Source organism: Sphingopyxis panaciterrae (assembly GCF_011762125.1).
GTDB lineage: Bacteria > Pseudomonadota > Alphaproteobacteria > Sphingomonadales > Sphingomonadaceae > Sphingopyxis > Sphingopyxis panaciterrae.
Genome location: NZ_JAASQN010000003.1, coordinates 1 through 25,372, shown reverse-complemented (window position 1 = coordinate 25,372; position 25,372 = coordinate 1). Strand labels below are relative to the sequence as shown.

Here is a 25,372-nt window from a genome sequence, read left to right as displayed (position 1 = left end):
GTCAAGCGGGACCCCGGATCAAGTCCGGGGTAACGGTGAATGGGGTGGCAGCTACCGGCCGTAAGACGACCAGCAGCGTTAGTCCGCGTATTTCAGCGGCGGCCGCCAGCCGCTCTCGTCCACCTCGTCGCGAACCTTGTAGACCATGCCCTTGCTGTTCAGGAACAATTTCTCCATTTCCGGCCGCGTGAAGGGCCGTGATCCCAGGCGCCCGAACACCGCCATCTGCCCGCCCGTCTCGTCGACCGCGCGGTCGCGGTCGAGACCCTTTGACAGCGCCAGCGCCGGCGACGGCGTCTTCGCCCACGCGATCAGTTCGGGGGTCGGCTTCGGCGAGAAGCCATAGAGTCCGGGATTGTCGGGGCTGGTCAGTTGCAGCACCTTGATGCCGTTCCGCCCGTCGGCGACATAAGCGAACAGCGAGGCATTGGTCGATCCGACGATCACATCCTCGGCATCGCTCATCGCGCCGCCAAAGGTCAGCCCCGGCCACACGACCGGCGCCGCGGGGCGCTTCACGTCGACGATCACCAGCCCGTCGGCCTTCGCCGCGACATACATATAGGTGCGCGCGAGATAGATTTTCCGCGCATCGGCCAGCCGCACCGTGCCCGACGGCACCGCCACCGGCTGCGCCAGATTGGTGACGTCGAACAGCTTCACCCCCTCGGCATCACTGACCCAGAGGTAGCGAAACTGCACCGCGCTCGCGCGCGCGTCGGTCAGCGGCAACTGCGCCGTCACCTTCGGCTGCAGCGGCGTCGACAGATCGAGCACGACGAGCCCGGCATCGGTGGTGACATAGGCAAAACTGCCCGCGAGCGTCACATGCCGCGCGCCGGCGAGCACATTGCCCTCGTTCCAGGTCAGCGCCCGCGTCAGCTTGTTGTTGCGGAATTCGCCGTCGGCGAGCGTGTCGATATCGACGAGGATCAGCCCCTCGACGCTGTCGGTGATCACCGCATAGCGATAGATGGGGTGCATTTCCTGTTCGAGATTTTCGGGGAAATTCTTCCGGATCGCCTCATTGCGGCTCATGCTGACCGGCTGCGTCGTCGCGATCGCCATGCAGGTCGCGTTTGCCGTCTTCACATGGGTATCGTGACCGAGCGGCGAGAAGGGGGCGCGGACGATGCGTTCGGAGAAACCCTTGTTGCCGATCGATGCGACGTCATAAACGCGGAAGCCGCCCTTGCCCTCGGCCACGAACATATATTCGCCGCGCTGCTGCAGGCAGTTCACCCGGCCACTGGTGTCCTGGACGAAATTGGCGAATTCCTCGAGCGCGTGCGTTTCGCCCGAACCCTTTTTGTCGAACGTCTTGCCGCGCACCCAGTTTTTGAGTTCGCGCCCGTTCTGCTCGACGTGCAGCTTCCAATAATCGGGATAGGCATATTTCTGCAGATAGCTGCCGATCACCGCCTGCGGCTCGTCCCATTCGGTGACGCGCGTCGCCTGGAAACCGCCCTCCAGCCCCGACCAGACATTGAGCCCGACGAAATTGACGAAGTTGGTGCCGAGCAGATTGAGCTGCGCCATGATCGCATTATTGTCATCCGCCGCCGACAAATGACAGTCGGTGCACTGCTTGGTTTCCTGCCGCCGTACGGTGTGCGGGAAGTGCGGCGCGAAGGCCTGGCTGGAGAAGCCCGCCGACGAGATCGGCGGCTGCTGCACATAGATGCGCTCGCGGTTGATGTTCGTCGACGACAGGATCAGCGCCGATGTCGAGCGCACCGGGGTGATGATCCCACGCGCCGTCGGATTTCCATTTTCATCGGGCGGCCCCGGCTCGCCGGGCTTGGTCAGCTGGTGACGGCCGAGCTGGAACATCTCGTCGCGCGCCACCTGTGGATTATAGGTGGCGAAGTTGCGCGTCTCCTCACCCTCGAAATGGTGCATCCTGGTCTTCCAGTTCGCCTCGATCGGCAAATGGCAGCCGCCGCAGCTCGTCGTCCACGACAGGTGGCAGGTGAAGCAGGTCATCCGGTCTTCGCCGTGCGCGCGGTCCTCCCTGGGAACACCCGGCCCCCAAGCGAAGCTGCCGTCCTCGGCGCCCGAGCGCGCCATCAGTTTGGCGCGCGCCGCCTTGGCGTTGAAATGCGGCCCCGGCGTCACCGCCTGCTTGACCAGGCTGACCTGCCATTCGAGTTTCGGGTCGACGATCGAACGCTGGATCAGGCCGACAACCTCGGCATTGTCGTCATATTGGAATTCGAAGCGCCGCCGCCCGTCGGGGTTGCGGAGCAGCGCGAGGTTGGTGCCCTGCGGCCGCGCCGCGACATTCGAGGTGAGCAGATTGGGCAGCGCGTCGGCGGTGCCGTGGCAATCCTTGCAGCTGATCTCGATCGCATTCGCGACCTCGCCCTGGATATAGCCATTGCCGTGGCTGTCCTGCGCGAAGTGGCAGTCGGCGCATTGCATGCCCTTTTCGGCATGGATGTCCATCATATGGACCGTCTTGCCGGGGTTGATGCCGGGCGGCACGAACTTGCCTTCGATCCCCGGCTTGCCCGGATCCGCGCTCGACAGGCAGAGGTCGCGTTGCTTCGGATCGCTGTAATGGCTGCAACTCTTGCGCCACTTTTCGGGATCCTTCGGGTCGATGATATGCGCGGTATCGGTGCCGTAAGTCGCCATATTGCCGTCGGCGGTCAGCAAATTGCCCTCGCGATCGCGCTTGAAGACGCCGCGGAAATTCCAGCCGTGACCATGATAGTCGGCGAACTGCGTATCCTTGTTGCTGTCGTTGACGTCATAGACGTCGCGCAGAAATTCGACGTCGGCCCACAGCCCGCGCGGCCCCGCGCCTTCGGGATTGCGTTCGAGCACGCGGTGCACCTCGGCCGCGGTCGGGTAGCGCTGCTGCTTGTATTTCTTCTGATAGTCCGCGTCGCTCATCCCCGGCGGGCGCGGCGCGCTGTTGTCGGGGCCCGGCCACATCTGCGGCGCGTCCGATTCATAATCCCACATCGTGTAGCCGAGGTAGGAGTTCAGGAAGATATTCGGCTGGTGCATGTGGCAGGTCATGCATTGCGAGGTCGGGATCGCGCGGGTGAAGGCGTGGCTGATCGGGTGCCCCGCCTCCTTGCGCCGCGGGTTTTCGGGCGCATGCGAGCGGGTCGGATCGATCAGCGATCCATGACCGCCACCGCCGCCATGCTCATCGGCAACCGCACCGGGGGTCTTATCGTCATGACCCCCGCCATGGCCGTCTCCACCCGCCGTCGCCTGCTTTCCGGCGATCGTCGGATCGACCGTCGCGCTTTCGCCGTCGCGGCCGAACTTGGCATAGGTCAGGCTGTGGCGCGGCTCGCGGTCGTTGGCATAGATGACATGGCAGCCCGAACAGCCCGAATGGCGATAGTCGCCCGGCTGGTCGTTGGTCCCCATGAACCACATATAAGGGTCGTTAAGGCGCGTCTTGTGGAGGTTGAGCACCGCGATCGCGATGCGCAGCCCGGTGCCGGGGCCGCGGTTCGATTGTTTGAGGTCGGGGCGCCCCGGTTCCTCGAGCCGCTGGATGCTGCCGGTCGGATTGGGCAGGCCGATCTCGGGGAATTGCGTGCCGATGTTGCGGCCGCCGCGTTCGAACACGCGGAACACGTCGCTCGGCGGCATGACGTTCCAGCGCGGCAGCGGATAGATTTTGGCGAGCGCGCCGCGCTTCGCCTCGGCATCGGTCAAGATCTTGTCGAAACCGAACGACGGCTTGCACGCTTCCTTATATTCCTCGGCGGTCAGCCGCGTCGAGGGCGACAGGACGCACGCCGCCTTGCCGTCGCGCGTATAGGCCTCGCCGAAGATCGATTTCTTATACGGAACGATGCCGTTGTTATAGGCGGCGCCGGCCCAGAACATCGCCGCGGTCGACATTTGCGAGCGTTCGGTCGCCTCGATGATCTCGAGGTGGCACGCGCCGCACGCCTCGCGCGCGACGCGATAGTCGCTGGGGTTCACGAAGCGGATGAACTCGGGCGATTCCTTGTTGAGCAACGTATAGCTTCGCTCGGGGTTCGCCGAACTGCCGTGCCACGCGCCCGGCAGGGTCGGCTGCGGATGCGCGAGCTTCATCGCCGCGATATTGTACGCGTTCTTGTAGCCAAGCTCGGGCTTGCCGAAGGCCGCGGGCGACGTCGCGTCGCCGCCGTGGCAATCGGTGCAGCCGAGCCGCACCGCCGGGGTCGTGTGCATCGACGGCTGGTCGGTGCGCGTATGGCAGCTATAGCAGCCCTCGGACTTGGCGCCGACGTCGGCTTCGCTCTGCTCGCGCGGCGCCGGGGGGGTGAAGCGATATTCGATCTTGAGCGGCTTTTCCTCTTCGGACGCGCGGACGATGCTGGCGCCGAACGCCAGCGTCATCAGCGCGAAGGCCAGAAAGGCGAAAAGCTTGCGCGCCATCATCTAGAAACTCACGATCACATTGGCGAGGATCGACAGATAGGCGTCGTCGCGCTGCTTGTTTTCGAACAAATCCTTGAACCCTTTGCCCGGCAGCAGCACCGCGGCGCTGAGGCGGCCGACGATATTCTGCGTCGCCTTGGGCCGCCAGATCGTCGCGACCGACAGGTCGAAGCCGATGTCCTTCGGGATCGATCCCTCGCTGCGCAGCACCTGCAGGCTCGACGTGTCGGCGAACCACAGATGGTTGAAATTGGTGCTGACGCGAAATTCGGGGGTCAGGTCGAAATCGCCGCCGATCCCGACGAAGACGGTGCCCGGATTGTTGAAATTCGACTGCCCCTCTTCCTTCGACGAGCGCAGCGAGTTGAGCAGGCCGTTGCGGCCGCTGATCGAAATGACGCGCCCGCCGCCCGCGAACGGGATCGTCTGGCGAATCCAGTAGCTGGTGTCGGCGCCGCCGAAGATCGGATTTTCGAAGATCGCGTCGAAGCCGCCCTCGGTATTGTTATACGGGTCGCGATCGCCGGTCGCATAAAGCCCCGACAGGCGGAAGCGCATCCAGTCATGATCATAGCTCAGTTCCACCGCACCGAAGCCGGCGCGGATCTGCGCCGGTTTGCTGGTGAAGAAGCTGTTCCGGTCCTCGCCGAGCGCCGCATAGAAACTCGCGGTCAGGTTGATCCGCCCGATCCGCCCGTCGGCGCTGTAGCCGAGATAGACGACATCATATTCGCGCCCGCGCAGGTCGCCGAGCAGCGCGGGGCGCACCGGGAAGCCATTATGATCGATCTGGATGTCGTTCTTTTCGCGGTTCATATTATAGGTCACGCTGACCTGGCTGGTCAGCCCGACGAACGGGAAATCCTGGCGATAGAGATTGCCGGTGAAGATGAAATCGTCGCGCGGCGTCTGGGTGATGTCGTTGAGCCCGCTGTTGGTATCCTTTTCGAGCCGCCAGAAGGCCGCGAGATTATATTGGAAGCGGTTGTTGTCGCGGTTGCCGAACAGGCGGACGCCAAGCTGGCTGTCGTTGAACAGGAAACCGCGAAAGTCGCTCTGGAACGGCTGGATGCCGACGCGGATCGAATAGAAATCGAAGCGATCGGACGTGTTGCCGAGATGCTTGTCGATAAAGGCTTCCTGCACCCCGATGAAATGATCGAAGCGATGGCTCGCCTTCGACGGGCGCACGTCGAGCACGCGCCGTTCGGGCACGTCGACATAATTGGCCTGATAGGCGAGCGTCAGCCGATATTCGACATCGGGCGGCTTGAACGCGGTCGATCCCTTGATCAGCGCAAAGCCCGCGATGAAGGTCTGCGCGGCGACGAAGCTGCGGTTCTTGCCGAACACGTCGAGGCTGCCCGGGCGCTCGGTCGTCTGGACCCCGACCGGGATCGGGAAGGTGCGCGGTTCGAACACCGAATCCGACACCAGATTGGCGACGAAAAACCAGTCGTCGCCCTTGATCGGCAACCACGGCACCTTGCTGCGGTTGATCGGCCGGTCACCCTTCAGCGTATTCTGGTGATAGGGGTCGAACCAGCGTTCCTTGACCACGCCCAGCGATTCGATCAGCCTCCAGCGGTCGGGGACGGGAAGCTGGTCCTCGATCCCCGGGAAAGCTTGCGGAGGCGGCGGGCGCAGCGCGCCGACATTGTCCTGGGTCAGCTGGTCGGGCAGGTCGGGCTGATAACCGGGGCGGCGGCGCCCTTCGAGGATCTGGGTGACCAGATCATCGTCCATCATCTCCTGCCAGTCGACCGGCGGCGGCGGCGGGGTCAGGTCATCGAGCGCGGGCTCCTCGGCCGCAGGCGGCGGCGCGGGCGCGGGCTCGGCGGCACCGCCCGGCGCAGCCTGCGCCGCGAGGCTCGCGATGATCGGCCAAAGGCTGCCCCCCGCCATCATCGCCTATAACCCGTCGCAGACATTTTGCTGCGCCGTGTCGAGGAAGGGCGCGAAGGGGCAGCTGATATAGCGCAGGCGAACCCCGGCGCCGACATTGACGACGATCGTGTCGGCGCGGATCGGCTTCGGCGCATTGCCGATGCCGCCGACGCGCGCGCCGCCGTTGTGCGCGCCCAGGAAGCTGATCATATCGTCCTGGTCGATGCCGTCGCCCGACACGCCGATCGCGCCGACGAGCTTGTCGCCGCGATAGATGGGGACCGATCCCGGGAAGATCTGGATGCCGTTCTGCAGCCGGTTCTGTCCCGCCGCGACGTCGGGCAGGGTTGTGCAGCGCGCCGGTGTGTCGGCCCCGCTGGTGCCGCCGACAAAGCCCAGATGCGCGCCGATATTGCCGATGACCAGCGCCGATTGCAGACCGGTCGAAAAGGGATTGAACTGCGCGATCGGACGCGACAGCGGCCCATGCGGCCGCCCGAGCTCGCCGTCGGGAAAATAGGGCCGCGACAGATTGCCGCCCGACCGGTCGGCGAAAGCGATCTTGCCGGTCAGCGCCGTCGAATCATTCAAAAAGGTCCGCGTCGCGGGCACGAACTGGCGGACGTCGGCGCTGGCGTTGGCGCTGAGTTCCGCCCCCGCCTGCGCGCCCGAGAAGAAGGCGGCGGTGCGCGCTTTCTGCAAGCTGACGTCGGTGCCGAAAATCGGCGCGTCGGGCGACCGGACGATGCCGAGCACCGCCCCCTGCGTGTCGACGACGCTGATCGTCACCTGCGCGCGGCTGTCGAGCGGACGGCGGATTTGCGCGCGGGCGCGGCTCATCACCGCGAACGCTTCCTCCAGCACCGCGCGCGCTTCGGCCTCTGTCAACGGTGCGCTGTTCGTCGCGCCGTCGGTTCCGGCCCGGATCGGGTAGCGATTGGTGCCGCTGCCGTTGGTGAGGACAAAGGCGTCGCGGTTCGAAAACTCGCCGCTGGTCGAGGCGCGGATGCCCGAGGCTTCGCTGCCATAGGCGGTGCCCGCGATGACGGTGGCTGCGGCATAGCCGGTCACCGCCACCAGATTGCCCGCGCTGCCGTTGATGCTGGCAAAGCTCGCGCCGCCGCCGCTCATCACCCCGGCGAAGGTCGCGTCGGAAAAACGCAGGCTGGTCCCGTCAACAGTGATCTTGTCGGCGGTGATCGCCGCCGGCGCCGCGAACCCGCGCGTGCCCGCGAGCGCGATGAATTCTTCGGGATCGTTGTCGATATCGAGCGTATCGGTGTCGAGGCCGTAATCGCCGTCGCCCATCACCCCGATGCCGCCGACGAGCACGCCATTCTTGTAGAGCGGCAGCCCGCCGGGGTCGGCGGCGAGGCCGAGCGGCGAGCGCTTCGGCCCGATCAGTGCCGCAGACCCCGCGGCGCCGAAACGGCTGTTCAAATCGCTGCACGGAAGCTGGCTGAACTGCACCCCGAACAACGGCCCGCTTTCAAGGCCGGCGGTGGTCGGCGCGGGCGGAAAATGTTCCTGGACGATCTGGCTCGCGGTGCGGGTCGAAAAGGCGTTGCCGCCGCTCGACAGATAGGCGCCGGTCACCGCCTTGGCGATCGCCCCGGCTTCGGCCTTGAAGGGCACATTTTGCGCGTCGATATTGGCGCCGTTCGGCGCCGCCGCCGTGGTCGCGGTCGCGCGCGCGCCGTTCATCCGGAAAACGGCGAGGACATTGCCGACGCGGTCGGTCACCGCGATGACCGACGGCAGGCCGCGCGCCTGCGCCTCGCTCACCGCATTGGCGATGACCTGCTGCACCTCGGTGACGCTGAGCGCCTCTGCGGCGGGCGGCGTATAGAGCCCGCCGGTCGGCGTGGGAGTTGGCGTGGGCGTCGGGGTCGGCGTGGGCGTCGGCGTACCGCCACCCCCGCCACCGCCGCACGAAGTGAGAAGCAGCGCGCCGATGGCCGCGAAGGTTGCCGAGCGGAACAGGGAGGATCGGGTTTTCATATCTCTATCGCAAGGCCCGGATGGAGCGCACCGCGCTGCCGAGCGAGGCCTGGAAGTCGGCGGGCTGATAGGCATTGGGGTCCTTCACCGCGGCATAGGCGCGGTCGATGTCACCGCGGATACCCGCCGCCGCGCCGATCGTGACGCGCCCCGACGACACCATCGCATTGAGCAAGGTATCGACCCCCATCACCGCCTGCTGCGAGCCCGAATAATCGGTGAAGCGATCATTGATCGCCTTCGCCGCGATCGCATCGACCATCGCAAAGGCATCGGTCCCCGAAAAGCCGCGCGACGCAAAGGCACTCTTGAGCGCCGCCACCGTCTGCGACAACTGCGCCGCCGCGCTCACCGCGCTCGCGCGGTCGGTCGCCATCGCCTTGTGGAATGCCGCGGTGCGTGCGGCGAGCTGGTCGGCGAGCGCCGGCGAAGCCATGCGCGCCGCGGCGGCGAGCATGATCAGATTCTCGTCATTATAGGGCGGCATGCCCTCGGGAATCTGCCGCCCGACATTGTCCATGCTCGTCTTCACCGGCTTCGCTTGGTCATAGATGCGGCGGTGGCAGCTGTGACAGTCGAGGAAGTAGAATTCGGGGAACATGCCCTCGGTGCCGCGCCGCGACTGGAACAGCGACAGGCTACGTTCGAGCGCGGTCGCCTGCCCCACCGCCCACATCTGGACATGGTCGGTGCGGCCCGCCGCGGCGCCGAACTTGCGCCAGCCATAATCACCGTCCTCCTGGTGATGCGCCTGCAACGAGGAGAAGAGGTCGAGTTCGAAGCTGATCCGCGGATGCCCCGCCGCCATGATGCGGTGGGTGACGAACTGGCCTTCGCCAGCCGAACCGAAATGGCAATCGACGCACACCCCCGCGCGGACGACGGGATCTTCGAGCTTCTTCAGCCCCGCCGACAGGTTGGCGAGATGCTTCTGGCGCATTTCGGCGTCGGGATCGGCGTAGGTGCCGACCCCGGCGTAATGGCTGGCGATCCAGCCGGCCGCCGGGCCGTGGCACGATTCGCAACCGACGCCATCCTCGACCGGCACCGTGCCGCGCTTCGCACCCCCGGCCGCGATCGCGCCGGCGGTGCTGTGGCAGCCAAGGCACATCGGCGCCGTCGCCGGGTCGCCGATGCGCAGATTGCGCGCAATGAACTGGCTGCGGCTATTGCTCAGCACCGCCCACGCGCGGCTATGCGCGCCGCCGGGGGTCGAAGGCTCCTGCCAGCGCATCAATTCATCCTGGCGGACGACGGTGCCGTCGCCTTCCATGCGGCCGTGGCAGGTCGATCCGGCGCAGGATGCGACGCCGGTGTAGCGTCCGCCGCTTTCGCCTTGCGAGCGCGCGGGTGGTGCGGCGGCGACGGCGGCCACCGCGAGCGCGAACAGCATCGCCGCGAGGGCGGCAAATGCCACCCAAGGCCGATCGCCGCGCCCTGAACCCGCGTCCGTCGTCATCCGCAGTACCCCTTTACCCCGGCTCGGCGCTTTTGCGCCTTGGCCCGCAACTCTACTAACCTAAACCACCCCGAACGCCAGCATCGCATCGGCGACTTTCTTGAAGCCCGCGATATTGGCGCCCTTCACATAGTCGACATAGCCGCCGCCCTGATCGCCATAGGTCAGGCAGCGCGTGTGGATGCCGTCCATGATGTCCTTCAGCATCTGCTGCAGCTCGCCCTCGCTCCAGCTGCGGCGGCCGCTGTTCTGGCTCATCTCCAGCCCCGACACCGCGACCCCGCCGGCATTCGCCGCCTTGCCCGGCGCGAACATGATCTTCGCATGTTTGAAGACATGCACCCCGTCGAGGTTCGTCGGCATGTTGGCGCCTTCGCTGACCGCGATACAGCCATTCGCGACCAGCGTCTTCGCATCGTCGCCAAGCAGTTCATTCTGTGTCGCACACGGCAGCGCGACGTCGCACTTCACGCCCCACGGCGTCTTGCCCGCGGTGAAACTCGCGCCCTTATACTCGTCGCAATATTCCTCGATCCGGCCGCGCCGATGCGTCTTGTGCGCTTTCACCCAGTCGATCTTTTCCTGCGTGATGCCGTCGGGGTCATGAATGAAACCACCCGAATCGGAGAGCGTCAGCACCTTGCCGCCAAGCTGGACGATCTTTTCGGCGGCATGCGTCGCGACATTACCCGATCCCGAAATGACCGCGGTCTTGCCGGTCAGGTCCTGGCCCTTCGCCGCGAGCATGTTCGCAAGGAAATAGACCGCGCCATAACCCGTCGCCTCGGTGCGGATCAGCGAGCCGCCCCATTCGAGCCCCTTGCCGGTGAGCACCCCGGTAAACTCGTTGGTGATCCGCTTGTACTGGCCGAACATGAAGCCGATCTCGCGCCCGCCGACGCCGATGTCGCCCGCCGGCACGTCGATGTCGGCGCCGATGTGGCGATAGAGTTCGGTCATGAAGCTCTGGCAGAAGCGCATGATCTCGCGCACGCTCTTGCCCTTGGGGTTGAAGTTCGATCCGCCCTTGCCGCCGCCCATCGGCAGCCCGGTCAGCGCGTTCTTGAACGTCTGTTCGAACGCCAGGAATTTGAGGACGCTTTCGGTGACGCTCGGGTGGAAACGAATGCCGCCCTTGTACGGGCCGATGGCATTGTTGTTCTGGACGCGCCAGCCGCGCTGGACACGGATATTGCCGTTGTCATCCTCCCAGCACACACGGAAAGACACCACCCGGTCGGGTTCGGCGATGCGCCGCAAGATCTGCTGCGCATGATAGTCTTCCTTGTCCTTGATGAAGTCGAAGATGTCTTCGGCGACTTCCTGTACCGCCTGCGCAAACTCGGGCTGCCCCGGGTTGCGCTTTTTCACACCCTCCATGAACGTCGGAAAATCGACGTGATCTGAAACTGCCATTTGCACCCCTCCCCTGATGACTGGGAAAGCCGGTGCGACCCGTTGACGATTTTGTCGTTGACCGACCTTGCCCGATCGAGGCTACACCATCGCCAAGCAAAGGCAATATGACTGCGCGCACAGGCGGCATTTTTCCTTGTTATGAAAAAGAGGGGCAAAAATGAGCGAGAGCAACAAGATCGGCCGAAGGATGACGGGCCCCAACCGGGCGATCCTGATCGCCGCATTCATCCTGCTGGCGGCGGCGGTCGGCTATGCCGTCTGGCGCGATTCCGCGCCCGCCACGCCCGGTCCGGCCGCCGGGTCCACCGCCGCGCCGCCGGATCAGCTTGCCGCGCTCGAAGCACGGGCGAAGCGCGATCCGGACAGCGCCGAGGCGTGGACCGCGCTCGGCGCGGCGCGCTTCGATCTCGAAGATTTTCCCGGTGCCGCCGCCGCCTATGAAAAAGCGGTGGCAATCAGCCCCGAATCGGCCGGCCTGTGGTCGGCGCTCGGCGAAGCGCGGGTCATGGCGAGCAGCCGCGACCCGATGCCGCCGCAGGCGCTCGCGGCGTTCGAAAAGGCGATCGCGCTCGACGCCAAGGATCCGCGCGCCCGCTATTTCATGGCGGTGAAGAAAGACATCGGCGGCGACCACAAGGGCGCGATCGACGACTGGTTCGCGCTGCTCGCCGACACGCCGCAGGGCGCGCCGTGGGAGACCGACCTGCGCCGCACGATCGAACAGGTCGCGGCGATCCACAAGATCGATGTCGGCGTGCGGCTCGCGAACACGCAGGCCCGGGCGCTGAAACCCGACGAAATGCCCGTCGCCGCGCGCGCGATTCCCGGCCCGAGCCGCGCCGACATGGAAGCCGCGTCGCAGCTTCCCAAGGGCCAGCAGGACCAGATGATCGAGGGCATGGTGAGCGGGCTGGAAGCGAAGCTGAAGGCTAATCCCGCCGATGTCGACCGCTGGATCATGCTGATGCGCAGCCGCATGACGCTGGGCGAATCGGCAAAGGCGGCGCAGGCGCTGAAAGATGGCATCGCCGCCAACCCTGCCGCGGCGGGGCGGCTGAAGGCGCAGGCGCAATTGCTGGGTGTCCCGGGGGCGTAACCCCGCCGAATCGCCGCCGAAATGCCCGATCGGCCCGGCAAGAACCGCCGCCGGCACCGCGATACCGCGCGAGGCGGCGCCCGCAAGGGCCGCCGCGCCGAATTTTACACCGATTTCGTCGCTTTGCCGCCGAAATCCGTTGCACATCGCGCCGCAAAAGATATGTTCGCCTCGCTGCGGGGGGAACCATAATCAAGGGTCGCCGCGGCAAAAGCCGCGGGACGCTTTCGGACGTATCGCCCGGGACAGCCGTCCACTCTGTATCGGGCCTCGTGGTCTTGGATTCCTACCGGCACAACCGGCGGATTTCCGTCTATCCCGCCATCAATGCCGCATTGCCGCCCGCCGCGGTGATATCGGTGCTGATCGTCTTTTCCTCCGCGAAGCGGTGCAGATAATGCGGGCCGCCCGCCTTGGGGCCGGTTCCCGACAGGCCGCGCCCGCCGAAGGGCTGCGACCCGACGATCGCGCCGATCTGGTTGCGGTTCACATAGACGTTGCCGACCTGCGCCCGCGCCGCGACATGCGCCGCGACGCCGTCGATACGCGTGTGGACACCCAGCGTGAGGCCATAGCCCGAGGCGTTGATCGCATCGATCAGCTGGTCGAGCTCGCCGCCCTTCCACGTCGCGACATGCAGCACGGGGCCGAAAATCTCGCGCTTGAGGTCGGTGACCGACTCGAGGCGGATCAGCACCGGCGGCACGAAATGGCCGTCGGCGGGCAAGTTCGTCCGCCCCGCCTCGGCGATCACCCGGCCCGCGGCGCGCGCCTCGGCGACATAGGCGGCAATATTCGCCTGCGCCTCGTCGTCGATGATCGGGCCGACGTCGGTCGACAGCAGCGCCGGATCGCCGACATTCAGTTCGGCCATCGCGCCCGCGACCATGTCGATCATTCCTTCGGCGACATCTTCCTGCACGCAGAGCAGGCGCAGCGCCGAACAGCGCTGCCCCGCCGACTGGAAGGCACTGGCGACGGCGTCGCGCGCGACCTGTTCGGGCAGCGCGGTCGAATCGACGATCATCGCATTGGCCCCGCCGGTTTCGGCGATCAGCGTCGCGATCGGGCCGTCGCGCTGGGCAAGTCCGCGGTTGATCGCGCGCGCGACCTCGGTCGATCCGGTGAAGGCGACACCGATGACATCGGCATGGCCGGTCAGCGCCGCGCCGACCGTCTCGCCGCGGCCGGGCAGGAATGCCAGCACGTCACCGGGGATCCCGGCTTCGAGCAGCAGTTCGACGGCGGCATGGGCGATCAGCGGCGTCTGCTCGGCGGGCTTGGCGAGCACGGCATTGCCAGCCGCGAGCGCCGCCGACACCTGCCCCAGGAAAATGGCGAGCGGGAAGTTCCACGGGCTGATGCAGGTGAAGACACCCTTGCCTTCGAGGATCAGCTCGTTGCGCTCGCCCGTCGGGCCGGGGAGCGCGACCGGATAGGTGAAGTCGGCGCGCGCCTGACCCGCATAATAGCGCAGGAAATCGATCGCCTCGCGCACCTCGGCGATCGCATCGATCAGCGTCTTGCCCGCCTCGTCGATCGCAAGGCCAAGGAACAGCGCATCGCGTTCCTCGAGCAGGTCGGCGGCGCGCTCCAGCCGCTCGGCGCGGAAGGCGCCGCCAGCGAGGCTCCAGTCGTCCTGCGCCGCGCGCGCCGCGGAAACAGCGTCGGCGATCGCGGCGGCATCGGCCTCGATTACCTGGCCGGCGACGGCGCCGGTCGCGGGATTGCGCACGGGTTCGGCCGTGCCGCTCCGCGCGCTGCCACCGACAATCGGCGCCGCGACGCGGTCGCCGCGCCGCGCCTTGGCGATCGCCGCCGCCAGCGCTTCGGGCACGCCGGGTTCGCCAAGGTCATAGCCGCGCGAATTGCGCCGGACGGGGTCGAACAGCTGGATGCCGGTCGCGATCTTCGACGCCGTGGCGCTCGCGACGGCGCGCGGGTCGACCGCCAGTTCCTCGGCGGTGACGTCGGGATCGGAGAATTGGTGCACGAAGCTGGAGTTCGCGCCATTTTCGAGCAAGCGGCGGACAAGATAGGCGAGCAGGTCGCGGTGCGTGCCGACCGGCGCATAGACGCGCACCGGGCGCGGCGGCGGAAACAGCGCGACGAGGGCATCATGTGCGCCTTCGCCCATCCCGTGCAGCCGTTGCAACTCGTAATCGGCGCCCGCGAACAGTTCGGACACGAACGCCAGCGTCATCGCATTATGGCTGGCGAACGCCGGATAGATGCAATCCTGGCATTCGCGCAGCAATTGCGCACAGCGCAGGTAATTGAGATCGGTGTGGAGCTTCGCGGTAAAGACCGGGAAATCATCGAGCCCCAGCATCTGCGCGCGCTTGATCTCGGTATCCCAATAGGCGCCCTTGACGAGGCGCATCGACAGCTTGACGCCGCGTGCGCGCGCCTTCGCCGCGAGCCATGCGATCACCGCCGGCGCCCGCTTCTGATACGCCTGGATCACGATGCCAAGCCCGGTCCAGCCATCGGCGACCCCCGCATCGATCAGCGCCGCGAACACATCCATATGCGGTTCGAGCCGGTCGCTTTCCTCGGCATCGATCATCAGCGGAATGTTCACCGCGCGCGCCGCCTGCGCAAGTTCGATCACCGCCGGGATCAGTTCGCCCTGCACGCGCGCCGGTTGCAGATATTCATAGCGCGGATGCAGCGCCGACAATTTGATCGAAATGCCGTGGTTGGCATGCGGATCGCCGGGCTTCGCGGCCTTGCCGATGCGCGCGATGGCGCCTGCATAGCTGTCGTAATAACGCCGCGCATCCTCGGCGGTGCGCGCCGCTTCGCCGAGCATGTCGAAGCTCGCGAGTTCGGATTTTTCCTTGTCGGCGCGCTTGACCGCGGCGTCGATCGTCTCGCCCATCACGAACTGCTGGCCGAGCAGCTTCATCGCCGCGAGCGCCGCCTGCCGGATCACCGGCTCGCCCGAACGGCGGATCATCGATTTCAGGAGGCCCAGCGGATTCGCCTTGCTGCCCATCGCGCCCAGCATCAGCGTCGCCGAGCCGAGCGACAGGCCGCGCGCCGACAAGGCGACGATCAGCGGGCTGTCCTCATCCTCGCCGTCCTTCCAGTGGCGCCCCGCGATCTTGTCGCGGATCAGCGCATTGGCGGTCGCATTGTCGGGCACGCGCAGCAGCGCCTCGGCGAGGCACATCAGCACCACGCCCTCCTCGGTCGACAGGCGGTAGCGGTTCATCAGCTGCGCGACGAGCGTCTCGCGCTCCCCCTCGGCCTTGGCGCGGCGGATGATCGTCAGCCCGCGCTGCGTTACCGCCGCCACGCTGGCGGACGATGTCGCGAGCGCCGCGCGCAGGTCGGCGACGATTTCGGATTCGGAGCGGCGGGCGAGGGCGCGCAGCGCGGCGCGATCAGAGGCGATCTGGGTCATGGCGCATGATAGCGCATGGCGCTTAGGCAATCTTCCTTCATATTCGCCAGAAAGATTATGATTTGACCTATTTTATGTTCCGTTTTAGGCAGAATATATGAAATCTGACAAGATAACAGTCCATCTGGATGAGTTTGATCGCAAGATTCTCGCCATTCTCGGCCAAAACGGCCGCATCACCTTCACCGAGCTTGCCCAGCGCGTCGGCCTGTCGAAAACGCCGTGCCAGCAGCGCGTGAAACGCCTGCAGCAAAGCGGGCTGATCATCGGCTTCCGCGCGATCGTCGATCCGGCCAAGGTCGGGCTCGATCATGTCGCCTTCACCGAGGTCAAGCTGTCGGACACGCGCGAGGAGGCGCTGCGGCAATTCAACACCGCCGTCCGCCAGATTCCCGAAGTCGAGGAATGCCACATGATCGCGAGCAGCTTCGATTATCTGCTCAAGGTGCGCACCCCCGACATCCGCCGCTACCGCATCGTGCTCGGCGAGAAGATTTCGAGCCTGCCGCATGTCGCGAGCACCTCGACCTTCGTCGCGATGGAAACAATATTGGAATCGGCGCGCTGAAAGCATGTGCAAGGCGCCCCGTCCCGATCTCGCCGATCATCGATTGATGCCGCTTTCCGGATGACAGCCGCGATGAGGCCGCGCCGGCAGCACAACAGATTTTCGTCCCGATAGGCTTCCACATCACTGGTTGCGGCACTTGCAAAAGATACCGGTGTCAGTAGCAAGAAGAAAGGAACAGGGAGACCCGATGATGATCGCTGCCCCACTGACCGCCGCGCTGCTGCTGGCTGTCGCCGCCCAGTCCGCCGCTCCGCCATCGTCCCCCGACCCGCGGCGCCCCGCGCCGGCCTTCGACAATGCCCCGCCCGCGCTGCCCGGCCTCACCCGCCCCGCGGTGCTGATCGTCAGCAAGACCAACGGCTATCGCCACGACAGCATTGCCGAGGCGGTGTCCGCGATCGAAAAGCTGGCGAAAGCGCGCGGCTGGAGCAGCTTCGCGACCGAAAACGCCGCGGTGTTCAATCGCGCCCAACTCGCCAAATTCGACGTCATCGTCTTCGCCAACGCCAGCGGCGATATCTATACCCCCGACCAGCGCGCCGCGTTTCAGGCCTGGATCGCCAAGGGGGGCGGCTTCGTCGGCCTCCACAGCGCGGGCGACGGCAGCCATCCGGGCTGGTTCGTGCAGATGCGCGGCAATGGCAATTTCACCGGCCACCCGGGCGGTGCCGACCAGTTTCAGGCGGCCGACGTCGTCCTGCTCGACCGCACCCACCCCGCGACGCGCCATCTGCCGCCCCGCTGGCGCTGGACCGACGAATATTACAGCTGGGACGCCCCGCCCGCCGCCGACGCGCACATCCTCGTCCGGCTCGACGAAGACAGCCTGCGGCTCGACCCGAAATATCGCATGGGGGCGGGGCATGCCCTGGTCTGGTGGCGCTGCGAAGGCCGCGCGCGCATCTTCTATTCGGCCCTGGGCCACCAGGCCGAGGCATGGTCGGACCCCGCGCATCTGAAACTCGTCGACGGTGCGATGGGCTGGGCGGCGCGCGCCGAAGGGAACGGTTGCGACGGGCGATGACGGGGGCGACCCCGCCGCTTGCGTATCCGGCCGCCGCGCCTAAACTGCCATGATCCTCCATCCCGCACGGGAGAAATGGACATGCGTTCGCTGACGATCCTCGCTCTGGCGCTTTCCTGCGCGGTCGGCGCGATGGCGCAGGACAAGCCGCCTGCGCCCGACAAACCCGAAAAATCCGACATTATCGTGATCGGCGAGAGCGACCGCGACCAGCGCGAGCGGCAAGTCCGCGCTTTCGTCCGCGATCTTACCGATACGCAGGGGATCAAGCCGGTCGCGCGTTTCGACCGCGACGCCGTCTGCCCCGCCGCGGTCGGGCTGACCGGCGCGCAGGATGACGCGGTGACGGCACGGATGCGCCGCGTCGCGGCATCGGCGCAGATCCGCCTCGCGGTTCCCGGCTGCCGCCCGAACGCGCTGGTGATCTTCGCGCGCGACAAACAGGAACTGGTGCGCGAACTGCTGCGCGCGCATCCCGCCTATTTCACCGGCAACGAAGAACGTCCCGTCGAACTGGCCAAACGCCCCGGACCGACGGTTGCCTGGTATCTGCAGGATGTCGTCGACCGCAATGGCGTGTCGGTGTCGATGAACGACCAGCGCGGCTATCGCATCCTCGGCATCACCGACACGCCGTCGCGAATCAGTCCGACGACGCGGCCGATCATCGTCGCCTCAGTCGTGGTGATCGAATATCGCGCGCTTGCCGGGCTCACCACGACGCAGGTCGGCGACTATGCCGCGATGCGCGCCTTCACCCGCGCCGATCCCGACCGGCTGAAGAAATCCGACGCGCCGACGATCCTGACCGTGCTCGACGCGCCGATGGGCAGCGAAGTCCCGCTCACCCTCACCCATTGGGACCTCGCCTATCTGCGCGGCTATAATGCGATCAGCGCCGACCGCTTCGCCCCGCAGCAACGCGCCGAAATCGGCAAAACGATGCTCCGCGACCTCGAACATGCGGCGCCGAGAGAGGATTGAGCGCCGCCGGTGTTCGGGAGGCGGCGGACGATGGCATCCATGCAAGACGCGATTGGCCGTTATCGGCCGGAAGCTGCCGTTCCCTTCGTCGTCACCCCGGACTTGATCCGGGGTCCCGCTTGAAACCAGGAAGCGCTCAGCCGAAAAAAGCGGGATCCCGGGTCAAGCCCGGGATGACGAAGGTGAGTGGAGCTCATGGCAGCTCCCCACCCCAAAGCCGTCATCCGCGCTCGTTTGAAACGCCTCGAACCCTAGGCCGCAATCTCCGCGACCGCCGCGCGCTCGATCGCCGTGCGCCAATCCGGCCGTACCGGCAGCAGGAAAATCGACCCCAGCGCCGCCTCGATCTCGTCGGCGCTCAGATAACGGCGTTCGGTGCGCCCGTCGGCGAAGCGGATCGACAGCCGGTTGTCGCGCAGCCCGTAACGCGCCTCGGCGGTCGTCCGGGCCGCGATCAGCTGGTGGCGGAAATGCGAATCCGGGTGCGTCGCGGTGTACCAATTGCCCACCATATAATCGATCGCGGGCGGCGCCGCGTCGTCGATGACATAGAGCGCGCGCCATTCGCCCTCGATCAGCGCCGCGAGCTGCCATTCGCCGCCGCGCCGCGCGATGCGATAGGTTTCGTGCCGCGTTTCCTGCGGCGCCGCGCTGACGAACGCCAGCGGCGCGGGCGGGACCGCGGCGCCGAACCCGACATCGGCGAGCCACGACCGGCCGGCCAGCGTCACCCGCACGACCATATGCGTCCGCGGCGTCGGCGGCGCATCGTCGGCGAGCATCCAGCGCACCCGCGCGAGCAGGCCTTCGGCGGCAAAGCCGATCGCTTGCAGCACGCGCAGGAACAGTCCATTCTGTTCGAAGCAATAACCGCCGCGCCGCGCGCCGATCAGCTTGGCATCGACCGCCTGCGCCCCGATATCGATCCCCGCGCCGGTCAGCACGTCGATCGCCTCGAACGGGATCGCCGCGATATGCGCGGCCTGGAGCGCGGCGAGCACATCCAGCGTCGGCGCGAGCGGTCCGTCATAGCCGATCCGCGCCAGATAGCGCGGCAGATCGATGTTCGACGCGGCGGCAGGATGGGTGTCGTACGGCATGGGGTTTCTCCGGTCGCGAATCATCTGCCGCACCTTATGAAAGCTCAACCGCAGTGGAGATCAAGCGCGATGTGATGGCGATTGCCGGGGGCGCCGCCCCTGCTATGATCGGCTCCGACGAAAGGATGATGATGGATAGGAAAGCCACCATATTTCTGGCCCTTGCCGCGCCGCTCGCGATCGCGGCGGCCGATGCGCCGCAGGCGGCCCCCGCCGACCTGACCGCCTTCGCCGACGCCTTTGATGCCGCGCAGATCGCCAAGGACGGCGCCGCGCTCGAACGCATGGTCGCCGACGACCTCGTCTTCATCGACGGCGACGGCGCCCGCCACGGCAAGCGTGAATTCATCGCCGGCTGGACCGGCCCGGACGAGCAATATGACCCCGTCACGCTCGGCGACCGCATCATCGTCCCGCTCGGCCGCGATGCGGGGCTCGCCAGCGCCGACGCCATGCTGTCGGGGCGTTCGGCGGGGCAGCCCTTCCGCACGCGCATCCGCTTCACCGATGTTTTCCGCCGCCGCGCGCACGGCTGGCAGGCCGTCCATATCCAGGTGACGCGACTGCCGCCCGCGAAAGACGGCGCCGCCGCGCGCTAAGCTTGCTCCCGGGCGGAACCTGCGACGGTCTCGCGGGTCTATTCCCTATGCTTCCCCGCATGCCGCGCCACACCCGGCCGGCACGCCGGCCTTTGCCGGCTCTTACAAGGAGTGAAGCCATGAACCGACTGATGCTCGCCCCCCTCGCTGCCGCGACGATGCTCGCCGGCGGCTGCGCTTCGACCGGCAGCTATGGCAGCGCCTATGACGACGGCGGCTACGGCTATTATGACCGCGGCTATTACGACCAGAACGGCCGCTATGATTATGACCGGCCCGATCCGCGCCGCGGCGGCTATTATGCCGACGATTATTATCGCAGCGACCGCCGCTACAAGGAACGCCGCCTGTCGAACAACGACCGCGTCTATCGCGGCCGCAACGGCCAATATTACTGCCGCCGCAGCGACGGTTCGACCGGCCTGGTCGTCGGCGGCGTCATCGGCGGGATCGCCGGCAACGTCATCGCCCCGGGCGATTCGAAGACGCTCGGCACCGTGCTCGGCGCGGTCGGCGGCGCGGTCGCGGGCCGCGCGATCGACCGCGGCGGCAGCAAGGAAAAAGACGGCGTGCGCTGCCGCTAGGCAGCGGAAAAGGCACGCGAAAGGGGCATGGACTGATCCGGGCGCGACGCTATCATGGCGTAATCCGGAATCCAGGAGATAGCCATGACCCTTCGCGACCGCCGCTTGCCCACCGCCGTTTTCGGTGCCGCGCTGCTGGCACTGGCGGCCTGCAACGGCGCCCCGGTCGACGCTGCCGCGACGTCCGGCGACAACGCGGAGCCGCCGGCCGCCGCGGCCAAAGCCGCGGCGCCGAAAACGGCACCCGCGGCGCCCGACCTCAAAGCCCCCGACCTCAACGCCTATGTCGGCAAATATCCTTTCGACAAGGTCGGCGGAGTTGCCTTCAGCGATCATCCGCTCGTCAAGGCGGGCATCGCGGCGACGGTGACCGATGCGCGCGTCCGCACCGCGATCACCACCACCCAAGGCCCCTCCGCACCGATCGAGATGATCGGCGGCAAGGTCGCGGCCTGGTCGTGCCAGCAGCACAAGTGCGGCGAGCATCAGTGGATGATCCTTGTCGATCCGGCGACCGGCGCCACCGACGTCTGCTATCTGAACGACCCCGCAATGGTCGATGAATCGCGCTGGTTCCTCGCCGGCGGTACGGAAGAAAAGCGCAAGGGCGACTGCGCGTCCGAAAAGAGCTGACCGCGTTGCAGTGCGGTCCTCGCTCGCGATTCGACTCTCGCACCCGATAGGAACATAATGGGAACATTATCCGATTCGGAGGATGAATGATGGACCCGATGTTCCGCTATTTCCTGGGCTTTCAGGTGACCGCCGACCGCGCCGGCTGGCTGGCCCGCCAGCTGCCGCCGGTTCCGGGCGACCTGTTCGCGGGCCTCAAGCCCCAGCTCTATCATCTGACGCTCTGCACCATCGCCGAAACGATGGAGCAGCAGCCGTTCCTGCGCGGCAAGGTCGCCAAGGCGTTCGAGCACGGCCTGCCGGCGGCGAGCGCGATTCCCTTTGGCCGCATCGTCTCGCGCGGTGCCGGCGCCGAACTCGTGACCGCCGGCAGCACCGGCGCGATCCGCGAGACCTATGCGGCGATCGTCGCCCGCCTCGCGACGCAGGACATCGACCCGATGCATCGCAAGTCCGGGCTCCGCCCCCACATCACGCTCGGCTATGGCGAATGCGCATTCGATCCCGTCGGGGTCGCGTGGAACTGGACACCGCGCGACCTCGTCCTCATCGAAAGCCATGTCGGCCACCGGCGCCATCGCGTGTTGCAGCGCTGGTCACTGGAGCCGCCGGTGCAAAGCAGCTTCGCCTTCATGGCCGACGAACTGCCCGCACCTTTGCTCCGCGCCGCCTAGGCCGCGTGGACAAATTCGGATGTCCGGTTGCGGCCGGTTGCTGCCCTATCCCATCATCGTCACCCCGGACTTGATCCGGGGTCCCGCTTGATGTCGAAAACGGCCGGCACCCTCAAAAAAGCGGGATCCGGGGTCAAGCCGGGGATGACGAGGGTGAGGGCGGGAAGCAGATGATAGCCGCCGTTCCCGTCCGCCGTTTCGACGGGCTTCAAATTGTCCGCGCCGCCTAGCTTTCCAGATTATGCTCGAGCGTGATCTCGCAGTTCAGCAGCTTCGATACCGGGCAATTTTTTTCGGCTTCCTCGGCGATCTTCGCGAATTCGTCGGCGCCGATCCCCGGCACCTTGCCGGTCAAGGTCAGCGCCGACTTGGTGATCGCAAAGCCGCCGTCCTGCTGTTCAAGCGTCACCGCCGCACTCGTCTCGAGCGTATCGCCCGAATAGCCTGCGCGCGCGAGGCCGAACGACAGCGCCATGGTGAAGCAGGCGGCGTGCGCCGCCGCGATCAGCTCCTCGGGGTTCGTCCCCGGCTGCCCCTCGAACCGCGTGCCGAAACCATAGGGCTGCTGGTCGAGCACCCCCGATTTGGTCGTGATCGACCCCCGGCCTTCCTTGCCGAAGCCTTCGTAACGGGCGGATGCGCGATTGACGATCATGGCTATCTCCTTGGTTGATGTCGGATCATGTGGGTCAAGGCAGTCGCCGCGCCACCCCGGCCTTGTCGAGTTCGGGACCGAGCCGCCCGGTCAGCCACAACGCCCACATTCTAAAGTCGGCGGCCAGGCTCCACAACGGATAGGTGAAGGTTGCGGGCCGATTCTTCTCGACCCCGAAATGCGCAACCCAGGCAAAGACATAGCCCGCGACCGGCAGCGCGGCCAGCCAGCCCCAACGCCCGCTGAGCATCGCGGCGAGCGCGATCAGCACGACCAGGCTCGTCCCGGCATAGTGCAGCGCCCGCGTGCGGACCTTGCTATGTTCGCGCAGGTAAAAGGGCCAGAAATCGGCAAAGCTGGCATAGCGCTGCTGCATATGGTGCGAGAATGCGGCGGCGCGGCACCGCGGTCAAGTTTCGCGCGCCGACCATGATGATTGACGGCGGTCCGCGCTCCGGTGCAGACCAGTGTAATCCGGCGACAGGGGAGATAAGGTCTTGAAAAGCAAATTGACGATATGGGGCGCAGGCCTGTTGTCGCTCTACCCGCACACCGGGGTCGCACAGGAACAGGCGCCGCCCGAGGCTCCATCTGCGACCGCAGCTCCGGCCCCCGCCGCGACGACGACGCCCCCTGCGATGTCCGCCGCGGCGGTCGGCAGCGCGCGCACCGGGCCGCAGCATCGTTTCACCGGCGACGACCTGTTCGACCTTGCCGCCGCCGCCGATCCGCAGATCAGCCCGGACGGCAGCCGCATCGCCTATGTCCGCCGCGCGAACGACATCATGTCCGACCGCGCGGTCAGCTCGATCTGGCTGATCGACACGCGGACCGGCGAGGAGGTTCCGGTCGCGGGCCAGCACGCCGCCGCCTTCTCGCCGCGCTGGTCGCCCGACGGCAAGCGGCTTGCCTATGCGTCGACCGACGGCGGCAACCCGCAACTCTGGGTGCGCTGGATGAACGGCGGCGAGGCGGTGCGGCTGACCGGCCTTCCGACCAGCCCGTCGAGCATCGCCTGGTCGCCCGACGGCCGCTCGATCGCCTATACAATGCTGGTCAAGGACGAAGGCCCCAAATTCGGCTCGGCGCCCGCGAACAAGCCCGAGGGAGCGAAATGGGCGGAGCCGCTCGAAATCCGCGACCTCCTCACCTATCGCGCCGATGGTCAGGGCTATATCGAACCGGGGTTCGAGAAGATCTTCGTCGTCTCCGCAACCGGCGGCGCCCCGCGCCAGCTCACCTTCGGCCCCTATCACGACGGCGGACCGCTCGGCTGGTCGCGCGACGGACAGACGCTCTACTTCAGCGCGAACCGCAAGGCCGACTGGGAAACCGATCCGGTCGAAAGCGAAATCCATGCGCTCGATATCGCCAGCGGCCGGGTCACGGCGCTGACCGACCGCGACGGCCCCGACGCCAATCCGCTGGTGTCCCCCGACGGACGGCTGATCGCCTATGTCGGGTTCGACGACAAAGGCCGCGCCTATGAGAATAACAATCTCTATGTCATGAACCGCGACGGATCGGGTCGCCGCGTCCTGACCGGCAACTGGGACCATAGCGTCGATGCCATCGCGTGGGACGCCGACAACGGCGGCGTCTACGCCCAATATGACGACCATGGCGAAACCAGGGTCGCGCGCGTCGGGCTCGACGGATCGATCCGCGATGTCGCCAGCGGCCTGTCGGGCAGCGATCTCGACCGGCCTTATTCGGGCGGCAGCTTTTCGGTATCCGACGGCGACGCGATCGCCTTCACCGGCGGCACTGCGACGCGCCCGGCCGAAGTGCAGCTGGCGAGCGGCGGCAAGACGCGCATGCTCACCGACCTCAACCGCTCGTTGCGCGAGGTGAAGGCGCTTGGCGAGGTGCGCAAGATCAGCGTCGCGTCGAGTCACGACGGTCTGCCGATCGAAGGCTGGCTGACCCTGCCCCCCGGCTATAGCGAGGGGCGCCGCGTGCCGCTGATCCTCGAAATCCACGGCGGGCCCTTTTCGGCCTATGGCCCGCATTTCGCGACCGACAACCAGCTTTACGCCGCCGCCGGCTACGCCGTCCTGTCGGCCAATCCGCGCGGGTCGACCAGCTATGGCGAAGCCTTCGCGAACCAGATCGACAAGGCCTATCCGGGCAATGATTATTTCGACCTGATGAGCATCGTCGACCGCGCGGTCGAACTCGGCGTCGCCGATCCCGACGCCCTGTTCGTGACCGGCGGCTCGGGCGGCGGCGTGCTGACCAGCTGGATCGTCGGCAAGACGAAGCGGTTCAAGGCCGCGGTCACCCAAAAGCCGGTGATCAACTGGACGACGCAGGCGCTGACCGCCGACGGCCCCGCCTTTTTCGGCCGCTACTGGCTTGGCGCGATGCCGTGGGAGAAGCCCGAGCTGTTCTGGGCGCGCTCGCCGCTGTCGCTGGTCGGCAATGTCGAAACCCCGACCATGGTCGTCGTCGGCGCCGAGGATTATCGCACTCCGGTCAGCGAATCCGAACAATATTATACCGCGCTGCGCCTGCGCGGCGTCCCCACCGCGCTGATCAAGGTGCCGGGCGCCAGCCACGGCAGCATCGCCGCGCGGCCTTCGCAATCGGCAGCAAAAGCGGCGGCGATCATCGCCTGGTTCGACAAATATCGCAAAGGCTGGACCCGGCCGGCGGCGGGCGAATGAACGGCGCGCGGCGCGACAAGGCACCGGGAACGGCAGCTTACGGCCGGAAGCTGACGTTCTTCTCCCCTCCCTTTTAGGGAGGGGCCGGGGGTGGGTAGCCGCCGAAGGCGGCGCTCTGCCTCTGGCTCGCTACGCTCGCTACCCACCCCTAACCCCTCCCTAAAAGGGAGGGGAATGTCTCAAATCCACCCCAAAACCGCC

Annotated in this window: 18 protein-coding genes; 9 read left to right on the top strand and 9 right to left on the bottom strand. The window is 66.5% G+C overall.

Features of this window, described 5'->3' with window-relative positions; translation table 11 throughout:
• Positions 1 to 78: 78 nt before the first annotated feature.
• Genes FHR22_RS12025 through gdhA form a run of 5 tightly spaced genes read right to left on the bottom strand, consistent with a single transcriptional unit; the run spans position 79 to position 11,167 of the window.
• Positions 79 to 4,401 carry a hypothetical protein gene (locus FHR22_RS12025; protein ID WP_166943900.1) on the bottom strand — a complete coding sequence of 1,441 codons (4,323 nt, stop codon included), beginning with the start codon at positions 4,399 to 4,401 and terminating at the stop codon, positions 79 to 81.
• A 3-nt stretch (positions 4,402 to 4,404) separates the two neighbouring features.
• Complete coding sequence (locus FHR22_RS12020) at positions 4,405 to 6,312, bottom strand: hypothetical protein (protein WP_208417677.1); 1,908 nt, start codon at positions 6,310 to 6,312, stop codon at positions 4,405 to 4,407.
• Between the two features lie 3 nt (positions 6,313 to 6,315).
• Entirely contained in the window at positions 6,316 to 8,292 is a 1,977-nt protein-coding gene (locus FHR22_RS12015) for a heme-binding protein (RefSeq protein ID WP_166942807.1), read from the bottom strand.
• A gap of 4 nt (positions 8,293 to 8,296) precedes the next feature.
• Positions 8,297 to 9,751: a multiheme c-type cytochrome gene (locus tag FHR22_RS12010; protein ID WP_166942804.1), complete on the bottom strand. Its 1,455-nt coding sequence runs from the start codon at positions 9,749 to 9,751 to the stop codon at positions 8,297 to 8,299.
• A 60-nt stretch (positions 9,752 to 9,811) separates the two neighbouring features.
• Complete coding sequence (gene gdhA / locus FHR22_RS12005; protein WP_166942800.1) at positions 9,812 to 11,167, bottom strand: NADP-specific glutamate dehydrogenase; 1,356 nt, start codon at positions 11,165 to 11,167, stop codon at positions 9,812 to 9,814.
• A 160-nt stretch (positions 11,168 to 11,327) separates the two neighbouring features.
• On the opposite strand from gdhA, the gene FHR22_RS12000 reads away from it, so the two are divergent.
• Positions 11,328 to 12,266 carry a tetratricopeptide repeat protein gene (locus tag FHR22_RS12000; protein WP_166942797.1) on the top strand — a complete coding sequence of 313 codons (939 nt, stop codon included), beginning with the start codon at positions 11,328 to 11,330 and terminating at the stop codon, positions 12,264 to 12,266.
• Positions 12,267 to 12,579: 313 nt separating this feature from the next.
• Here the strand turns inward: FHR22_RS12000 and putA are convergent, their stop codons facing one another.
• Entirely contained in the window at positions 12,580 to 15,678 is a 3,099-nt protein-coding gene (putA, locus tag FHR22_RS11995; protein WP_166942794.1) for a bifunctional proline dehydrogenase/L-glutamate gamma-semialdehyde dehydrogenase PutA, read from the bottom strand.
• Between the two features lie 97 nt (positions 15,679 to 15,775).
• Between putA and FHR22_RS11990 the strand changes: the two genes are divergently transcribed.
• From FHR22_RS11990 to FHR22_RS11980, 3 genes are all read left to right on the top strand, one after another.
• Positions 15,776 to 16,246 (top strand): Lrp/AsnC family transcriptional regulator, encoded by a 471-nt coding sequence (locus tag FHR22_RS11990; RefSeq protein WP_166942792.1) that lies wholly within the window; start codon positions 15,776 to 15,778, stop codon positions 16,244 to 16,246.
• A 190-nt stretch (positions 16,247 to 16,436) separates the two neighbouring features.
• Complete coding sequence (locus tag FHR22_RS11985; RefSeq protein WP_166942789.1) at positions 16,437 to 17,273, top strand: ThuA domain-containing protein; 837 nt, start codon at positions 16,437 to 16,439, stop codon at positions 17,271 to 17,273.
• 81 nt (positions 17,274 to 17,354) lie between these two features.
• Positions 17,355 to 18,257: a hypothetical protein gene (locus tag FHR22_RS11980; protein WP_166942786.1), complete on the top strand. Its 903-nt coding sequence runs from the start codon at positions 17,355 to 17,357 to the stop codon at positions 18,255 to 18,257.
• 251 nt (positions 18,258 to 18,508) lie between these two features.
• Here FHR22_RS11980 and FHR22_RS11975 read toward each other — a convergent pair whose 3' ends face one another.
• Positions 18,509 to 19,357: an arylamine N-acetyltransferase family protein gene (locus tag FHR22_RS11975; RefSeq protein WP_166942782.1), complete on the bottom strand. Its 849-nt coding sequence runs from the start codon at positions 19,355 to 19,357 to the stop codon at positions 18,509 to 18,511.
• Between the two features lie 131 nt (positions 19,358 to 19,488).
• Between FHR22_RS11975 and FHR22_RS11970 the strand changes: the two genes are divergently transcribed.
• The 4 genes from FHR22_RS11970 to FHR22_RS11955 all read left to right on the top strand — a co-directional run bounded on the left by FHR22_RS11970 (position 19,489) and on the right by FHR22_RS11955 (position 21,847).
• The gene (locus FHR22_RS11970; RefSeq protein ID WP_166942778.1) at positions 19,489 to 19,956 is read left to right on the top strand and encodes a nuclear transport factor 2 family protein; all 468 of its coding nucleotides are present in this window, start codon (positions 19,489 to 19,491) and stop codon (positions 19,954 to 19,956) included.
• A 119-nt stretch (positions 19,957 to 20,075) separates the two neighbouring features.
• Positions 20,076 to 20,540, top strand: a complete 465-nt coding sequence (locus FHR22_RS11965) for a glycine zipper 2TM domain-containing protein (protein WP_166942774.1) — start codon at positions 20,076 to 20,078, stop codon at positions 20,538 to 20,540.
• Positions 20,541 to 20,624: 84 nt separating this feature from the next.
• Entirely contained in the window at positions 20,625 to 21,173 is a 549-nt protein-coding gene (locus FHR22_RS11960) for a hypothetical protein (RefSeq protein ID WP_166942771.1), read from the top strand.
• 89 nt (positions 21,174 to 21,262) lie between these two features.
• Positions 21,263 to 21,847, top strand: a complete 585-nt coding sequence (locus tag FHR22_RS11955; RefSeq protein ID WP_208417675.1) for a hypothetical protein — start codon at positions 21,263 to 21,265, stop codon at positions 21,845 to 21,847.
• Positions 21,848 to 22,073: 226 nt separating this feature from the next.
• Here FHR22_RS11955 and FHR22_RS11950 read toward each other — a convergent pair whose 3' ends face one another.
• Entirely contained in the window at positions 22,074 to 22,502 is a 429-nt protein-coding gene (locus FHR22_RS11950; protein ID WP_166942765.1) for an OsmC family protein, read from the bottom strand.
• 34 nt (positions 22,503 to 22,536) lie between these two features.
• Complete coding sequence (locus FHR22_RS11945; RefSeq protein ID WP_166942762.1) at positions 22,537 to 22,878, bottom strand: Mpo1-like protein; 342 nt, start codon at positions 22,876 to 22,878, stop codon at positions 22,537 to 22,539.
• 262 nt (positions 22,879 to 23,140) lie between these two features.
• Here FHR22_RS11945 and FHR22_RS11940 point away from each other — a divergent pair, with 262 nt between their 5' ends.
• Complete coding sequence (locus FHR22_RS11940) at positions 23,141 to 25,171, top strand: S9 family peptidase (protein ID WP_166943897.1); 2,031 nt, start codon at positions 23,141 to 23,143, stop codon at positions 25,169 to 25,171.
• Positions 25,172 to 25,372 lie beyond the last annotated feature (201 nt).

Excerpts from the sequence above, each read along its gene's own strand:
- FHR22_RS11940 (WP_166943897.1), top strand. The coding sequence starts at position 23,141 with ATGTCCGCCGCGGCGGTCGGCAGCGCGCGCACCGGGCCGCAGCATCGT.
- FHR22_RS12025 (WP_166943900.1), bottom strand. The coding sequence starts at position 4,401 with ATGGCGCGCAAGCTTTTCGCCTTTCTGGCCTTCGCGCTGATGACGCTG.
- FHR22_RS11975 (WP_166942782.1), bottom strand. The coding sequence starts at position 19,357 with ATGCCGTACGACACCCATCCTGCCGCCGCGTCGAACATCGATCTGCCG.
- FHR22_RS12015 (WP_166942807.1), bottom strand. The coding sequence starts at position 8,292 with ATGAAAACCCGATCCTCCCTGTTCCGCTCGGCAACCTTCGCGGCCATC.
- FHR22_RS12010 (WP_166942804.1), bottom strand. The coding sequence starts at position 9,751 with ATGACGACGGACGCGGGTTCAGGGCGCGGCGATCGGCCTTGGGTGGCA.
- FHR22_RS11965 (WP_166942774.1), top strand. The coding sequence starts at position 20,076 with ATGAACCGACTGATGCTCGCCCCCCTCGCTGCCGCGACGATGCTCGCC.
- FHR22_RS11955 (WP_208417675.1), top strand. The coding sequence starts at position 21,263 with ATGGACCCGATGTTCCGCTATTTCCTGGGCTTTCAGGTGACCGCCGAC.
- FHR22_RS11960 (WP_166942771.1), top strand. The coding sequence starts at position 20,625 with ATGACCCTTCGCGACCGCCGCTTGCCCACCGCCGTTTTCGGTGCCGCG.
- FHR22_RS12000 (WP_166942797.1), top strand. The coding sequence starts at position 11,328 with ATGAGCGAGAGCAACAAGATCGGCCGAAGGATGACGGGCCCCAACCGG.
- putA (WP_166942794.1), bottom strand. The coding sequence starts at position 15,678 with ATGACCCAGATCGCCTCTGATCGCGCCGCGCTGCGCGCCCTCGCCCGC.
- FHR22_RS11990 (WP_166942792.1), top strand. The coding sequence starts at position 15,776 with ATGAAATCTGACAAGATAACAGTCCATCTGGATGAGTTTGATCGCAAG.
- FHR22_RS11950 (WP_166942765.1), bottom strand. The coding sequence starts at position 22,502 with ATGATCGTCAATCGCGCATCCGCCCGTTACGAAGGCTTCGGCAAGGAA.
- gdhA (WP_166942800.1), bottom strand. The coding sequence starts at position 11,167 with ATGGCAGTTTCAGATCACGTCGATTTTCCGACGTTCATGGAGGGTGTG.
- FHR22_RS12020 (WP_208417677.1), bottom strand. The coding sequence starts at position 6,312 with ATGATGGCGGGGGGCAGCCTTTGGCCGATCATCGCGAGCCTCGCGGCG.
- FHR22_RS11945 (WP_166942762.1), bottom strand. The coding sequence starts at position 22,878 with ATGCAGCAGCGCTATGCCAGCTTTGCCGATTTCTGGCCCTTTTACCTG.
- FHR22_RS11980 (WP_166942786.1), top strand. The coding sequence starts at position 17,355 with ATGCGTTCGCTGACGATCCTCGCTCTGGCGCTTTCCTGCGCGGTCGGC.
- FHR22_RS11970 (WP_166942778.1), top strand. The coding sequence starts at position 19,489 with ATGGATAGGAAAGCCACCATATTTCTGGCCCTTGCCGCGCCGCTCGCG.
- FHR22_RS11985 (WP_166942789.1), top strand. The coding sequence starts at position 16,437 with ATGATGATCGCTGCCCCACTGACCGCCGCGCTGCTGCTGGCTGTCGCC.